Source organism: Rhizobium sp. B230/85, assembly GCF_019355735.1.
Classification (GTDB): Bacteria; Pseudomonadota; Alphaproteobacteria; order Rhizobiales; family Rhizobiaceae; genus Rhizobium; species Rhizobium rhododendri.
Map to the genome: position 1 here is coordinate 981,940 of NZ_CP072157.1, position 13,971 is coordinate 995,910.

Consider the following 13,971-nt stretch of genomic DNA (forward strand, 5'->3'; position numbering starts at 1 on the left):
CTCACATTCCCCGGCGCCGGGCGCGGCGCATCAGCAGGTTACTCGTCGCAACGACGACCGCCATCGTCACGATCATGGCGACGGAGAGCGCCGCTCCGGTCTGGGGCGAATTCATGACATCGCCGGACAGCACATTACCGATTTCCGTGGTCAGCAGCACGAGATTGCCGGAGGTCAGAGCATAGGCGGTGGCATAGCCGGAGAAGGCTGATCCAAACAGCAGGATAAATGCCGATATCAGCGACGGGGCGAGGATTGGCAGGACGACCAGGCGCCCATATTGCCAAGGCGTTGCGCCAAGGCTTTCTGCCGCCTCCGCCCATTCGCGGCGAAGGGCTTGCAAGGCCGGCATGATGATGATGATCATAAGAGGGATCTGGAAATAGGCATAGACGATCGTCAATCCGGTCAACGAGAACAGGCTAAAGCCGGCGGCATAGATATCGATGCCTAAGACCTTCAGCGCCCGGGTGAGAAGGCCGAACATGCCAAGGCTGGAAATGAATGCGAAGGCGAGCGGGACGCCGGCGAAGTTTGCCGCAACTGCGCTGAAACTCGAGGCGATGGCACCGAGCGCCGGGTGGGCATCGCGATGAATGACGGTCGCCGCAATGGCGCCGCCACAAGTGACGCCAACCGCTGCTGACGCAACGGAGAGCACGATCGAATTATAGGTGGCGAGACGAAATGTCTCGCCACCCAAAGCAACGATGTATTCCAGCGTGAAGCCGGTGCGGGTGCTGACTGACTGGACGACAAGCATGAGCGTGGGCGCCACCATGAATGCCAGTGAGAACAGCAGGAATGGTGCCACCAGCAGGACCGGTAGGCCCCACTGCCTGAGCATCGCACCGACGCCGTGCCCGGAGCGTGACCGTCTCTTGGCGGGGTCGGAGGGCTGCACCATGCCTGGCTTAATTGGTCTTCACGGTCTTGGGCCACATGTCGGCGACAACCTTCTTTGCGGCATCGATCTGCGCCTGGCTCGCAAAACGCACGCTCTTGTAGGCTTCCGGAGATGGCAGCTTGGCCAGCAGCGCGGCGGGCAGCACTCCGGCGTCGAGCATCTTGGCAAAGCGGATCGGATGGGCGTGGCCCGCAAGAAAGCCCAGTTGGCCTTCATCGCTGTACAGATATTCCTGCCACAGTTTGGCGGCGTTCGGGTGCGGCGCATAGGCGCTGATCGCCTCGCAATAATAGTTGCCGAACGGCGCGCCATCATTGGGAACGACGACTTCGAAATCGACCTTGCCGGCTTCGTCGTCGCGAATCGTCAGGTTGAGGTAGTCCCAGCGCAGCGCGATCGGCGTCTGGCCGCTCATCATGGTGCCCTTGTCGCTCTGTATCGGATTGTAGTTGCCGGCAGCGGCAAGCTTGCCAAAAAACTCCACGCCGGGCGCGATATCGTCGAAGCTGCCACCGTTGGCAAGAGCCGCCGCCATCACGGCCGCGAAGGAATCGCCAGCCCGGACGGGGCTGCCGCCCATGGACACCATGCCCTTGTATTCCGGCTTCAGGAGGTCAGCCCAGCTACGCGGCACGGTCTTGACGACGCTCTTGTTCACGGCAAAGGAGATGATGCCGTAGTAGCAGCCCTGCCAGAGGCCATCGGGGTTTTTAACCTCCGAGGGAATATCGTTCCAGGTGGCGACCTTGTAGGGCTGCAGCAGATTGTCGGTGACGGCTTGCAACGCGAAGGACGGCGCCAGATCGAGCGTGTCCGGCCCGCGATCCTGGCCTTTCAGGCTGCGAACGGCCTGCAGTTCCTCGGCCGACGAACCCTCCGGGTTGGCGGCATTCACCTCGATCCCGTAGAGCTTTGAGAAGTCGGTCATCATCTTGCCGAAGACCCAGTTCGGCGACAGGGCTACGACGTTCAGCGCGCCTTCTTTCTTGGCGGCAGCAACGAGGCCGTCCGGCATGGTCGCAGCTTCGGCACGCAGCGGGCCGAGGTTGAGCAGCGATGCGCCGAGCGCCGCCGAGCCCGCCTGCAATAAAGTCCTGCGATTGATGTGAAACGAATTCATCGAAAAATCCTTCGGGTTGCGTATCGCCTGATGGCCGTTTGGGAGAGCCGTCGAAAGCTTGTGGCGATTTGCCAATAGGCATCGTCAGTGACAGGCAATTGACAGATTTAAGAAGTTTCAAAAGCGTGACGGGCGATATCGCGCCTCGGTATCCGATTGAAATATTTTCGCTTTCTGCGTGCGTCTTATGGCGGGCAGCTGTCACCGGACTGTCGCGTCGATCCGTTACGGGAATGCGGCCCTTGCGTCGGAGGGCCGACAAACCGCGCCACCGGACAGAACCAGAGAGGCCATCATGCAGATTGCGATCATCGCAGATCCCCATATCGGCGCGAAGACCGATGATTTCGTTGCCAACTGGAATGCGGCGGTGGCGCACGTCAACGATCTCGATGTGGCATTCACGATTGTGCTCGGAGACCTGACGCTCGATGGCGCCAATCTGGAAGCGGATCTTGCTTTCGCGCGGCAATCTCTCGACACACTCCGCCGGCCGGTTCTCGTGCTGCCCGGCAACCACGACGTGGGCGATATCTCGCGCGCCAGCCGTCAGCCGGCAAGCCGCGAAAGACTGGAGCGCTGGAACCGGCATCTCGGCGCGGACCGCTGGATTTGCGACGATATTCCGGGATGGCGGCTGATCGGCATCGACAGCCAGGTTCTTGCGACCGGATTGGCTGAAGAAGCCGAGCAGTGGCATTGGCTTGACGAGGCGTTTGGCGGACGGGGCGAGCGCGCCCCTGTCCTGCTCACCCACATGCCGCTGTTTCTAGAGAACTGGGACGAAGCCGATCGACCCTACTGGGCCATCCCGACTGCGGCGCGGCAACGGTTGCGGATGCTGGTGGAGAGCACCGGAACGGCTGCCATCGTCAGCGCCCATATCCACCGGACCCTCGATCTTCCAGGCGCCGATGGTCCCCGCCAGATCTGGGCAGCGGCGACGAGCTTCCTGTCGCGCGATGCGTCGATGCCGTCACAGCCGGGCGCGGCAAACCTCGGTATCACGATACTCGACTTTACCGACGGCGCGCTCAAGGTCCGCTTCGACAGTGTTGCGGGCATCTCGGAAACCTACATCGAGGATTCTAACGGCTCGATTTATCCGAAACCGGAATAGCGGTCCTCGTTGCGGGCATAGCAGTTGCCGATTTTGATCGTGGCTGGCTAACGATGTCGTTTTATGGCAAACGTGGGGGCATCAGTTCAATGCAGTCAACGACGTCAATCGGAACGCGAGAATGATCGAAAGTCAAACCAGGCAGGCAGATTGGCGCCGCGCCAACCCGATGAAGTACAATGCTCATCTCGCGGTGCAGCGTGCCATCGTCGCCGGCGATCTCGAAAAGCTCGGCTGTGAAGTCTGTGGTCACGATGCCGTCGACGCCCATCACGACGAGTATGACGAACCCCTGAGGGTTCGCTGGCTTTGCCGCAGACATCACACGCGTCTTCATCGCTACGGCGAAGACATGTTTCCACTGCGGTCGAATACAGACCAGCGCTGATCGGTTTGGGATTTTGCCGTCCTGTCGTCTCTGACAGTTTTGGGGCCACCGGCAGTGTCGTTTGCCGGCGGCCTTTTCGTTTTACTTCGAGTTCGCCGCCTTTATGCCGGCGTCGTCGGCCATGATGGATGCCGCCTCGTTCAAGAGGACATCCTTGGCGTTCTTGCGGGCGGTTTCGATGGCGATATCGGCACTCAGGCTGCGTTCGTTTGCCTGCAGGCCATCGTCTTCCCCGGGGTCGACGCCATCGTTTATCTTCTCGCGTGATTTGTCACGGGTCGCCTGAGCTGCCAGTTCCTTGCGACGCTCTGCCTCGTTGAGAGAAACGATGCCCTTCTCGCGCTGCGCCTTCAACTCTGCGATGTCTTCGACCAGACGCTTGAAATCCGGATCGTTGGCAACGCGTGCGTCGTGGCGGCTCTGCAGCTGCGGTATCTTTGCCGCCACATCGCCTTCCGGCTTGTAGTTGGCCGGCTTGATCTGCGTCCATGGAAGAGCATTGTCGTAGCTGGCCTCGCCGAAGGTCTTCGGGTCCGACAGGCTCGGCAGCCCGATGTCCGGCGTCACGCCGCGCAACTGGGTAGTGCCCCCATTGATGCGGAAGAACTGCGCTATCGTCATTTTCAGTTCGCCGAATTTCGGTTTGGCGTTGTGCGCGACCTGATCGAGATTGACCACTGTCTGCACGGTACCCTTGCCGAAGCTGGGTTCACCGATGATCACGCCGCGGCTGTAGTCCTGGATTGCGGCCGCGAAAATCTCCGAGGCGGATGCGGAACCGCGGTTAATGAGCACGCCGACCGGACCTGTCCAGGCAGCAGGCGAGCGGTCGTCGCCCTCAATGGCAACCTTGCCGCCAGCATCGCGCTGCTGGACGACGGGACCCTTGCCCGTAAACAGACCGGTGAGATCAATCGCTTCGGCCAGCGACCCGCCGCCATTGTTGCGCAGGTCGATAAGAACGCCGTCTGCCTTGTCCTGTTTCAATTCGTCGATGAGCTTGGCCACATCACGGCTGGCGCTACGGTAATCCTTGTCGCCCTTGCGGCGAGCGTCGAAGTCTTCGTAGAAGGCCGGCAGGGTAATCACGCCAATCTTGCGCGTCGCATCGCCGTCCTTGATGGAGAGCAGCGTTTTCTTGGCGGCCTGCTTTTCGAGGCTGATCTTGTCGCGCGTCAGGCTGACGATGTGATGGGCGCCATCGGCACCTGCTTCCGCTGGCAAGATATCGAGGCGAACAATGGAGTCCTTGGCGCCGCGGATCATCTGGACGATCTCGTCGAGGCGAGTGCCGACCACTTCCTTCACCGGACCATCGGCGCCCTGGCCAACGCCGATAATACGATCGCCGACGGCAAGCTTGCCCGACACCTGCGCCGGGCCGCCGGGAACAAGCTCGCGGATCGTGGTGTAATCGTCGCGTTCTTGCAGCACTGCGCCGATGCCGACCAGCGACAGCTTCATCGAGATATCGAATTCAGCCGAAGCGGTGGCGCCGAAATAGTCCGTGTGCGGGTCTATGGATGTGGTGTAGGCATCCATGAACGATTGGAACACGTCTTCGCTCTTGTATTTGTAGGCCCGCTCCAGCGAATTTTCATAGCGCTTGTCGAGCGTATCGCGAATGGCTGCGTCGTCCTTGCCTGCAAGTTTGAGGCGGAGCCAGTCACCTTTGACGCGCTTGCGCCAGAGATCGTCGATCTCGGCTTCCGACTTCGGCCAAGGCGCATCTTCGCGCAGGAAGGAATAGCTCTCGTCCTTGCTGAAATCGAAACTCGTCTTCAGCAAGTCGCGCGCATAATTCATACGGTCGACGACACGCTGCTCATAGAGATTGAACATCGAGAACGGAATCTGCAGGTCTTCCTTGTTGACGGCATCGTCCAGCTTGGTGTCCTGAGCCTTGAACTTGTCGATATCGGCCTGCAGGAACAGCATCCTGTCCGGATCCAGCGACTTGATGAACCTGTCCATTATCTTCACCGACAACGCATCGTCGAGCGGAACCGGCTTGTAGCTGAAGCGGGTGAGAAACTGGGCGCTGAGATGTGCAGCCTGTCCCTGTTGCGGCAGCGGCGCCAATACGGGCAGCGGTCCCATTTCCAGAGCATAAGCCGAAGATGAAAGCGCCAGAAAGATGCCGAGGAAACCAGAAAGTCTACGCATTCAGCTTTGATCCAATTCGTAATGCCGAGTCTCGATGCTTAGCGTTGGTGGAACAATTTTAGACTTTTGGCAACCAAGGGGATGAGCAAAGCGTATGGCGTTTCTCAAACGTCGTTACCCCTATCTTCTGAAGGCGGGCCTGGAATTCGGCTAAAGATGCCACTCGAGCGCGGCCTTGTGCGCATTTCAGCGAATTTATAACGGGAATTCCGGCATGAAAGCGGCAGCCAGTGGCTGCCGCCGTCACCAAAGCGTGAATGCCAATTTTGCGCGATTGTTATTGTGGGGCAGCGTTCTTCGTCTGCACCACCATTGCCTCGATATGATCGACGAGACCATCGGCAAGGCCGAGGCGTCCTGCGAGAAGATCCAGATAGCCTCGCTCTGAGCGAGTATCCGGCTCGATCGTCAGCCTCGAGGCTGTGTAGAGTTCGACCTTCTGTTCCTCACTGACGGCCGCTGCGATCAGGGCGTCGAGGTCCGTTGGCACGGTCAATTCTCGCTGAATGAAATTCGCAGCCTCACCCGTCACGTCGGCCGCTGCAATCTTGTCCATGATCAGCGCCCGTTCGGCATCGTCGACATGGCCGTCGGCCTTGGCAGCGGCAATCATGGCGCGGATAAGCACCAGCACGAACTCGTTGCTGTTGGCAGGCGAAGACGGTGCGAAGGGGGAATTATCCGGCGGCGGCAGCACAGGCTGTTGTCCCTGCGAAGAAACCTGCGGCGATGTCACCGGCGCGGAGCCCGACTGGTAATTCTTGTAGGCCTGGTAGCCAAGCCCTGCGATGGCGGCAAGGCCGCCGACGGCAAGCGTATTTCCAGCGATGCTGCGCCCGGTCTTGGTGCCAAGCAACACGCCGAGGATCGCGCTTGTTGCCAACGGGTTTTCCCGGGCTTTGCCGATCGCATCTCCCGCCCGGTCCCGCACTGTCCCTCCGAGCCCGGGAACCTGCGACGTCAGGAACTGGTCGAGAAGTTTCTTCGCATCGAACATAGTCAACTGCCTCCTTGATGATGATTGATAGATAGGAGCAGTCCGCACGAATACAAATTTCGCCAGATCGGAAAGGACCCGGATGGGAGGGTGATGGCCCTATCAGCGGTCGTGAGGCGAGGTGGCCTCATTGTATGTAGATAGAAAGATGTATAAAGATGTATATCTTCTGGTGTGAGGATCTACAAGGAGATACCGATGGCCATCAACGTCAACAACCCGCAGGCCGATGCTCTGACCCGCAAGTTTGCAAGCGTCGCCGGTGTGAGCATAACCGATGCTATCGTCATCGCCATGAAGGAGGCGCTGGAGCGACGTCTTAATCTGGAGAGCGCAACGGAAACGGCTGCGCGGCTGCGCGCCAAGCACGGCCTCGTTTTGTCCGCCCGGGGCAAGGAGCCTCTTCCCAGGTCGGTTTTTGACGAGATGTGGGACGGGAAATAATGTACGTTGACGCGTGCGCCATCATTGCTCTTGCATCTGACGAACCTGAAGCCAAGCGTGTTGCAGATGCCCTTTTGTCCGCAAAGACGCGGATCACATCCGCCGTCGCTGTCCTCGAAGCAGCAATGGCCTTGGCAAGGCCCGATAAGTTCGACCGGTCGATTGCTGACATCGAGCCATTCTTGATGGAATTCCTGGAGGCGCGCGGCATCGAATTATACGACCTGCCGCCCGGCAAGAGCGCCACGACCCTATCACTGATGGCGGCCGACAAATACGGTAGCGGTCGCAACAGACTAAACCTTGGCGATTGCCTCCATTATGCATGCGCCAAATATTACCAAGTGCCGATGCTCGCGACGCATGACGAGTTTCGTCAAACCGATCTCCAGACAATTCCCTGACGCCTCTGCGCGCCTATGACACGCGCGCGAGCAGCTCGGCGGCAAATCGCGCGCTGGCTGCAGTCAAAAAGCAGCCGTGTGTCATTCGCAAAATGCTGCAACGCACACTATCTGATTTGACGTCGCTTCGATTTTCACAACGGGAACCGCTGCATGGTTTTGCCCCAGTCAGCTCGTCTACACCGGATGCTCGGCTATATCGGCTGGCCTCTTGCCCTGCTCTTCCTCTGGGATATCGCCATCACTCTGGCCTATGTCTATCTTCCCCACCCTTGGCTGGATCTGCCAGCGCTGCCGATGAGCCTGCTCGGATCGGCACTGGCCCTGTTTCTGGGTTTCCGGAACAACAACGCCTATAATCGTTGGTGGGAGGCGCGGACGCTTTGGGGGGCGATGGTGAACGCGTCGCGCTCCTATGGGCGAGAGGTGTTCCACCTGATCGACAAAAACGGCGAAAGCTTCGATCTGCGCCACGACCTCGTTCGACGCCAGATCGCCTACGTGAACGCCCTGCGCTGTCATCTGCGTCGGCAGCCGAACGAGGACGAGATCCGAGCCTTCCTCTGCGACAACGAACTCGAGTCGTTGAAGGGGGTGACAAATGTGCCGAACGCAATCCTCAACGAGACTGCCGCGCTACTGGCCGACGCACGCCAGCAAGGCTGGATCGATTCGATGCGCAGTATCCAGATCGAAAGCGTCCTTGTCGACATGAGCAATGCCCAGGGCGGAATGGAGCGGATCAAGAATACGCCTCTGCCGCGTGAATATGGCTACTACCCGACGCTGTTCGTTCACATTTTCTGCATTCTGCTGCCAATCGGTCTTGTCGATAGCCTAACGATCTATACACCGCTTGCATCGACCATCGTCGGTTTCATGCTGCTGGCCATGGATCGCATCGGCTCCGATCTGCAGGATCCGTTCGAAAATCGTGCCCACGACGTGCCCCTGACCTCGCTTTGCCGGACAATACAGATCGACCTCGAGCAACTGGTCGGCGGAGGCAATGCCACGAAGCCGATCCGACCAGTCGAAAATGTCCTCTGGTAGACCGCCAGACGGCCGCGCCTCAAATATCGTAGGTGTTGGCGGCGTTGATGGTCGAGATGAACTGCCTGGTGCGCTCGCGCTGTGGCGCAGTGAACAGGAGCCTTGCATCGCCGGTCTCGACGACGCTGCCTGCCTCCAGAAACACCACGTTGTTGGCGATCTTCGACGCCAGCCGGAGGTCGTGCGTCGCCATCACCATGGTCGTCCCCTCAGACGCAAGCTTGCTTAAGACATCGACAACCTCGGCGGCAAGTTCAGGATCGAGCGCCGATGTCGGTTCGTCGCAAAGCAGGACGCGGGGCGACGGAGCGAGCGCACGGGCGATTGCTATCCGCTGCTGCTGGCCGCCGGACAGGGTCGCGGGCCACGCATCTGCCTTGTGCTCCATACCGACCTTCTTCAGAAGATCCATAGCGCTGGCACGCGCTTTGTCACGCGGCCATTTCAGCACGGTGACCAGGCTTTCCATGACGTTTTCAATGGCGGTCTGATGCGGAAAGAGCTGGAAATTCTGGAAGACCATGCCGGTCTGCCGGCGGATTTTCTGGATCGCCTGCCAGCTGGTTTTTTTGCCCGGTGCGAAGGTCAGCGTCTCCCCGCCGAGGCGGATCGCGCCGGAGGTCGGGATTTCCAGCAGGTTGATGCACCGCAGCAGCGTGCTCTTGCCGCCCCCGGAAGGGCCGACAAGCGCAGTCACGCTGCCTTCCGGGATGGTGATGTTGATATCCTTGAGGACGACTATGTCGCCGAAACGCTTTTCGATGTTTGTAAGCTCGATCATGCGTTGGCCTCCATCATGCCACCATACCGGGCGAAGCGTCGCTCCAGTCGCACTTGCAGCGTCGACAAGACCGAGCTCAGTGCAAGGTAGATCAGGGCAGCCTCGATATAGAGAATGAGCGGCTCGTAGGTGGTGGCGACGACACGCTGTGCGGCCTGGAACAGTTCCGGCACCGTGATCGCTGCGGCGAGCGACGTGTCTTTCACCAACGAGATGAAGGTATTCGACAAGGGCGGGACCGCGACGCGGGCAGCCTGGGGCAGGATCGTCCGGATCATCGCCTGGCGCCAGCTCATGCCGATCGAATAGGCCGCCTCCCACTGTCCCTTCGGAACCGATGAAATGACGGCACGGATGATCTCGGAGCTGTAAGCGCCGATGTTCAGCGTGAAGCCGATCAGGGCTGCCGGAAACGCATCGAGCAGGATCCCGACGCTCGGCAGGCCGTAGAAGATCACGAAGAGCTGCACCAATAGTGGCGTCCCACGGATGATCCAGACGTAGAAGCGGGCGATCGCTGCCACAGGAGCCGGGCCGAACAGGCGCGCTATTGCCGTGACAAGTCCGAGAATAAGCCCAAAGGCAAAGGACATCAGGGTCAGCGGTATCGTAAAGATTAGCCCTGCCCAGAGCAGAGGCGCGAGCGAATCCGCCATCAATTGAAGCCAGTGCGGCAAGGGTATCTCCCTTAAAAAGCGATGCGCCCAGCGAAAGATCACTGAGCGCCCGTTCGTTCACTATCGTGGTTTTCAGGATTTGGAAACGGCTTTCGCCTTCCGTTACTTGGAGACGTCCTGGCCAAAATATTTTTCGGAGATCGTCTTGTAGGTACCGTCGGCCTTGATCTCGGCCAACGCCTTGTTGATGGCAGCCAGCAACTCGGGCTCCTGCTTGCGGATGATGACGCCCGAATAGTTGGCGTCGGCCTCCTCTGCGACGACCTTCACAGGCGCGTCCGGCTTGTGCTTCTTGAAATCGAGGAAGGACAGGCTGTCATTGATCGTCGCATCGGCGCGGCGGGTGAGGACCAGCTGGATAGACTGGTCGAAGCCATCCGTGCCAACGAGCTCGGCACCGGATTGCTCGGCCAGCTTGCCATAATTGCTCGTCAAAGACTGCGCTGCCTTCTTTCCCTTCAGATCGGCAAAGCCCTTGATGCTGTCGTCGTTGTCACGGACGATGAGTGCGGCTTTCGATGCGATGTATGGGTCCGAGAAATCATATTTCTGCTTGCGAGCATCGGTGATGCCGACTTCGTTGATGACGCTGTCATAGCGCTTGGCATCGAGGCCGGCGATCAGCCCATCCCACTTGCCTTCGACGAATTCGGCTTTGACACCCAGCTTGGCGGCGATCGCCTCGGCAATCTCGACATCGAAGCCGGCGAGCTTGCCGCTGGCATCATGAAAGGTGAAAGGCGCGTAGGTGCCTTCGGTCCCGACCTTGAAGACACCGGCGGATTTGATGGCAGCGAGGTTTTCGCCAGCATGGGCCGGCAACAGCAATGCGGCCTGAACGAGTGCGATGGCGGCGATGGATTTCAGCAGTGTCATGTCGGTACCGATCCCGGTGTTGATGTTCGAGTGCGAAAGATCGCAGAAACTGTCTCTCAAATATGCACAGGAAACTGCGAAGGAAATGAGCAATTGCAAATAATTTTCTCAATTCCGCGTCATTCAGTGATGATCTGTCTCCAAGAGCCCGCATCACCCTCCAGGGGCCAAGAGCGTGGGTGTTTCCGGGCGCATCATTGGGGGCGACGCCCTGCAGCCCGTTGGCATTTCCGGCAAGGCGCATCGTTGTCTTCAAAACCGTCCGCGACACTTCGAAATTCCTGTTTACGTTCATATGTTTGCGATCTAATGCTTTAAGCGTGTCATGCAAAGGCGCTATCAAGATCCAAGGCGGGGCTGCAAGCCTCGACCCGATTTCAATCTAGTGTGTCACCCGTAGATAAGATCGATGAACAACCTGCCTGCGCTGCTGCCGGTCATTCGCGCCTTCACAAGAAGCTGGCCGGCCTTGGCGTTAATGACGGGTCTGCTCGTCGCCTGGGAACTCTACGCCCGCTATTCCGGCATCCGGGCGACGACCCTGCCTGCGCCGTCGCGGGTGTTCGAGCAGATCGTCGTCAACTGGCAGGTGCTTCTCGAAAATGCCATCCCGACCGTTGCGGCCACGTTTACCGGCTTTGGCTTCTCGCTGACCGTGGCATTCCTGATGTCTGTCGTGGTCGATTTCTTCCAGCCGGCGCGCCGCGCGCTGGTCCCGGTCTTCATCGTCAGCCAGACGTTGCCGCTGGTCGCCATTGCGCCGCTGGTGGTGCTGTGGTTCGGTTTCGGGCTGCTGCCGAAAATACTGCTGGTGGCGCTCGTGACGTTTTTCCCGATGATGGTGGCCCTCGTTCAGGGGTATGAGTCCACCGACCGCGAAATGGAATGGCTGCTGTCGTCCATGGGTGCCTCCCGATGGCGGGTCTTCGTTTTGGCGCGCCTGCCGTCGGCCATTCCCTACTTCTTTACCGGGTTACGAATTTCCATCACCTATGCCGTCGTCGGCGCCATCTTTGCGGAATATGCCGGCGCGGCAAAAGGGCTCGGCATCTACATGCTATCGGCGAAGAACAATTTTCGGCCGGACCTGGTGCTGGCGGCGGTGACTGTCAGTTCCTGCCTGACACTATTGCTTTTCGCATTGGCGGTTGGCGCAGAGCGTCTCGCCACACCCTGGAATACGGATCGCAAGGATCGCCAGCCATGAGCCAACCGGCCCGCCTGTCGCTTGCCGGCATCCGCAAATCTTTCGGTCCGCTCGACGTGCTCGCAGACGTGACGCTGCATGTCGGGCTCGGCGAATTCGTGTCGATGCTCGGGCCCTCCGGCGCCGGCAAATCCACGCTGTTCCAGGTGCTGACCGGGGCCATTGTCGCCGATGCCGGCCAAATCGTCTTCGACGGCGCGCCGTTGGACCAGGCGAGCGACACGTTCGCCTTCATGCCGCAGCGCGATGCCCTGATGCCGTGGCGCCGGATCATCGACAACGCGACGCTCGGACTGGAGGTGCAGGGACTATCGAAAAGGATGGCCCGTGCGCAGGTCGAGCCTCTGCTGGAAACCTTCGGGCTTGCGGGATTCGAGCGGCATTACCCCAACCAGTTATCCGGCGGCATGCGACAGCGCGTGGCGCTGCTTCGCACCGTCGTCCAGCAACGAAAGATGCTACTGCTCGACGAACCCTTCGGCGCGCTCGACGCGCTCACGCGGATTTCCATGCAGCGTTGGCTCGAGCAGATGTGGGACCAGAACCGGTGGACCGCGCTGCTGATCACCCATGACATCAGGGAGGCGATTTTCCTCTCTGACCGGATCTACGTCCTCTCGGCCCGACCCGCCCGGGTGCTTGCCGAAATCGAGGTGCCGCTGCCGCGTCCGAGGACCTTGGCGGACCTCGCCTCCCCCGTTGCCTCCCGTATCGAGGCAGCGCTGCTGGAGGCGCTGATCGGTCCGGAAAATGCGCCCTTTTTGCCACCCAAATCCATCTCTTAATATCACAGCAGGAGTTCCCATGCCCTCGTTCCCTCGCCGCAGCGCCTTCGGGCTTGCGCTGTCCGTTTTCACCGCCCTCGCCTCGATTGGCCCCGTTGCGGCGGCGGATCTGAAAACCGTCAATATCGCGCTGGACTGGACGCCGAACACCAACCATGTCGGGTTGTTCGTGGCCGAGCAAAAAGGCTACTTCCGGGATGCCGGGCTCGACGTCAAGATCCTGCCCTACACCGATACGGCGGCTGGCACGCTGGTCAGCAACCACGTTGCGGATTTCGGCATTGCGGGCATCGGCTTCTATTCGCAGAGGGCCGCCGGAGCCGACCTCAAGGGGGTCTATGCTGTCGTCCAGAAGGAAACCGGTCGGCTGATCGTCGATGCCAAGCGCACCGACATCCAGTCGCCGAAAAATCTCGACGGCCTCACCTATGGCGGTTTCGGCAGTGCCTGGGAAAATGCGCTGATCACCGACATCATCAAGCATGATGGTGGCAAGGGCGATATCAAGACGGTGACGCTGGGCACATCGGCCTATGAGGCGCTCGCCAACGGTTCCGTCGACTTCACCCTGGAAGTGGCCACCTGGGAAGGCGTCGAGGCCGAACTGCGCGGTGCCAAGCTCAAGGAATTCACCTACAGCGATTATGGCGTGCCTGACGAGTACACCACGTTCATCGTCTCCAGCGACGGCTACCTGAAGGCCAATGGCGACACCGCCAAGGGGTTTCTTGCCGCCGTTCAGAAAGGATACGCCTTTGCCGCAGATCATCCCGAGGAAGCCGGGGACATCCTGATCGCCGCCAATCCGGACACGCTCACCAACCACGCCCTTGTGGCGCAGTCGATGAAGGCACTGGTGTCCGGCCATTACCTGCGCAGCGCCGATGGTGTCATCGGCAATATGGATCTCGTCAAGATCGATGCTTTTGGCCAATATCTGGTGAAGGCCAAGATCCTCGTCGATGGCGACGGCAAGGTCCTGACCTCGGCGCCGGACTTTTCGACCTTCGTCACCAACGATTATCTTCCGAAGAAGTGAGCACCGC

The 13,971-nt window shown here is 59.8% G+C and carries 15 protein-coding genes; 8 read left to right on the forward strand and 7 right to left on the reverse strand.

The annotated features are described in order from the left end of the window. Window position 1: 1 nt before the first annotated feature. Both J5289_RS22590 and J5289_RS22595 read right to left on the reverse strand, forming a co-directional pair. The gene (locus J5289_RS22590) at window positions 2-907 is read right to left on the reverse strand and encodes an ABC transporter permease subunit (protein WP_247750718.1); all 906 of its coding nucleotides are present in this window, start codon (window positions 905-907) and stop codon (window positions 2-4) included. Window positions 908-914: 7 nt separating this feature from the next. Then, complete coding sequence (locus tag J5289_RS22595; protein ID WP_209207210.1) at window positions 915-2,027, reverse strand: ABC transporter substrate-binding protein; 1,113 nt, start codon at window positions 2,025-2,027, stop codon at window positions 915-917. 295 nt (window positions 2,028-2,322) lie between these two features. Between J5289_RS22595 and J5289_RS22600 the strand changes: the two genes are divergently transcribed. Together J5289_RS22600 and J5289_RS22605 are read left to right on the forward strand one after the other, a co-directional pair. Continuing rightward, window positions 2,323-3,147, forward strand: coding sequence for a metallophosphoesterase (locus J5289_RS22600; protein ID WP_142831403.1), 825 nt, complete (start codon window positions 2,323-2,325; stop codon window positions 3,145-3,147). 121 nt (window positions 3,148-3,268) lie between these two features. Then, window positions 3,269-3,535: a hypothetical protein gene (locus J5289_RS22605; RefSeq protein ID WP_142831402.1), complete on the forward strand. Its 267-nt coding sequence runs from the start codon at window positions 3,269-3,271 to the stop codon at window positions 3,533-3,535. Window positions 3,536-3,616: 81 nt separating this feature from the next. Here the strand turns inward: J5289_RS22605 and J5289_RS22610 are convergent, their stop codons facing one another. Both J5289_RS22610 and J5289_RS22615 read right to left on the reverse strand, forming a co-directional pair. Continuing rightward, window positions 3,617-5,701: a carboxy terminal-processing peptidase gene (locus tag J5289_RS22610; RefSeq protein ID WP_142831401.1), complete on the reverse strand. Its 2,085-nt coding sequence runs from the start codon at window positions 5,699-5,701 to the stop codon at window positions 3,617-3,619. 277 nt (window positions 5,702-5,978) lie between these two features. After that, on the reverse strand, window positions 5,979-6,698 hold the full coding sequence (locus tag J5289_RS22615) for a tellurite resistance TerB family protein (RefSeq protein ID WP_209207209.1): 720 nt from the start codon (window positions 6,696-6,698) through the stop codon (window positions 5,979-5,981). A 198-nt stretch (window positions 6,699-6,896) separates the two neighbouring features. Between J5289_RS22615 and J5289_RS22620 the strand changes: the two genes are divergently transcribed. From J5289_RS22620 to J5289_RS22630, 3 genes are all read left to right on the forward strand, one after another. After that, window positions 6,897-7,142 carry a type II toxin-antitoxin system VapB family antitoxin gene (locus J5289_RS22620; RefSeq protein ID WP_142831399.1) on the forward strand — a complete coding sequence of 82 codons (246 nt, stop codon included), beginning with the start codon at window positions 6,897-6,899 and terminating at the stop codon, window positions 7,140-7,142. Then, entirely contained in the window at window positions 7,142-7,546 is a 405-nt protein-coding gene (locus tag J5289_RS22625) for a type II toxin-antitoxin system VapC family toxin (protein WP_142831398.1), read from the forward strand. Before J5289_RS22620 ends, J5289_RS22625 begins: the two co-directional genes overlap by 1 nt. 153 nt (window positions 7,547-7,699) lie before the next feature. Beyond that, entirely contained in the window at window positions 7,700-8,599 is a 900-nt protein-coding gene (locus J5289_RS22630) for a bestrophin family protein (RefSeq protein ID WP_142831397.1), read from the forward strand. Between the two features lie 19 nt (window positions 8,600-8,618). Here the strand turns inward: J5289_RS22630 and J5289_RS22635 are convergent, their stop codons facing one another. The 3 genes from J5289_RS22635 to J5289_RS22645 form a co-directional block, all read right to left on the reverse strand. Then, window positions 8,619-9,380, reverse strand: a complete 762-nt coding sequence (locus J5289_RS22635) for an amino acid ABC transporter ATP-binding protein (RefSeq protein ID WP_142831396.1) — start codon at window positions 9,378-9,380, stop codon at window positions 8,619-8,621. Then, window positions 9,377-10,057: an amino acid ABC transporter permease gene (locus J5289_RS22640; RefSeq protein ID WP_111221433.1), complete on the reverse strand. Its 681-nt coding sequence runs from the start codon at window positions 10,055-10,057 to the stop codon at window positions 9,377-9,379. Before J5289_RS22640 ends, J5289_RS22635 begins: the two co-directional genes overlap by 4 nt. Window positions 10,058-10,159: 102 nt before the next feature. Then, entirely contained in the window at window positions 10,160-10,933 is a 774-nt protein-coding gene (locus J5289_RS22645; RefSeq protein WP_142831395.1) for an amino acid ABC transporter substrate-binding protein, read from the reverse strand. Between the two features lie 409 nt (window positions 10,934-11,342). Between J5289_RS22645 and J5289_RS22650 the strand changes: the two genes are divergently transcribed. Genes J5289_RS22650 through J5289_RS22660 form a run of 3 tightly spaced genes read left to right on the forward strand, consistent with a single transcriptional unit; the run spans window position 11,343 to window position 13,964 of the window. After that, window positions 11,343-12,140, forward strand: coding sequence for an ABC transporter permease (locus tag J5289_RS22650; RefSeq protein ID WP_143123279.1), 798 nt, complete (start codon window positions 11,343-11,345; stop codon window positions 12,138-12,140). After that, window positions 12,137-12,925: an ABC transporter ATP-binding protein gene (locus J5289_RS22655; protein ID WP_209207208.1), complete on the forward strand. Its 789-nt coding sequence runs from the start codon at window positions 12,137-12,139 to the stop codon at window positions 12,923-12,925. The genes J5289_RS22650 and J5289_RS22655 overlap by 4 nt, the downstream gene beginning before the upstream one ends. Before the next feature lie 19 nt (window positions 12,926-12,944). Next, window positions 12,945-13,964 carry an ABC transporter substrate-binding protein gene (locus tag J5289_RS22660; protein ID WP_209207207.1) on the forward strand — a complete coding sequence of 340 codons (1,020 nt, stop codon included), beginning with the start codon at window positions 12,945-12,947 and terminating at the stop codon, window positions 13,962-13,964. Window positions 13,965-13,971: the final 7 nt, after the last annotated feature.

Bases quoted from the DNA above. Each gene is read 5' to 3' on its own strand.
- J5289_RS22590 (WP_247750718.1), bottom strand. From the start codon at position 907: ATGGTGCAGCCCTCCGACCCCGCCAAGAGACGGTCACGCTCCGGGCAC.
- J5289_RS22595 (WP_209207210.1), bottom strand. From the start codon at position 2,027: ATGAATTCGTTTCACATCAATCGCAGGACTTTATTGCAGGCGGGCTCG.
- J5289_RS22600 (WP_142831403.1), top strand. From the start codon at position 2,323: ATGCAGATTGCGATCATCGCAGATCCCCATATCGGCGCGAAGACCGAT.
- J5289_RS22605 (WP_142831402.1), top strand. From the start codon at position 3,269: ATGATCGAAAGTCAAACCAGGCAGGCAGATTGGCGCCGCGCCAACCCG.
- J5289_RS22610 (WP_142831401.1), bottom strand. From the start codon at position 5,701: ATGCGTAGACTTTCTGGTTTCCTCGGCATCTTTCTGGCGCTTTCATCT.
- J5289_RS22615 (WP_209207209.1), bottom strand. From the start codon at position 6,698: ATGTTCGATGCGAAGAAACTTCTCGACCAGTTCCTGACGTCGCAGGTT.
- J5289_RS22620 (WP_142831399.1), top strand. From the start codon at position 6,897: ATGGCCATCAACGTCAACAACCCGCAGGCCGATGCTCTGACCCGCAAG.
- J5289_RS22625 (WP_142831398.1), top strand. From the start codon at position 7,142: ATGTACGTTGACGCGTGCGCCATCATTGCTCTTGCATCTGACGAACCT.
- J5289_RS22630 (WP_142831397.1), top strand. From the start codon at position 7,700: ATGGTTTTGCCCCAGTCAGCTCGTCTACACCGGATGCTCGGCTATATC.
- J5289_RS22635 (WP_142831396.1), bottom strand. From the start codon at position 9,380: ATGATCGAGCTTACAAACATCGAAAAGCGTTTCGGCGACATAGTCGTC.
- J5289_RS22645 (WP_142831395.1), bottom strand. From the start codon at position 10,933: ATGACACTGCTGAAATCCATCGCCGCCATCGCACTCGTTCAGGCCGCA.
- J5289_RS22650 (WP_143123279.1), top strand. From the start codon at position 11,343: ATGAACAACCTGCCTGCGCTGCTGCCGGTCATTCGCGCCTTCACAAGA.
- J5289_RS22655 (WP_209207208.1), top strand. From the start codon at position 12,137: ATGAGCCAACCGGCCCGCCTGTCGCTTGCCGGCATCCGCAAATCTTTC.
- J5289_RS22660 (WP_209207207.1), top strand. From the start codon at position 12,945: ATGCCCTCGTTCCCTCGCCGCAGCGCCTTCGGGCTTGCGCTGTCCGTT.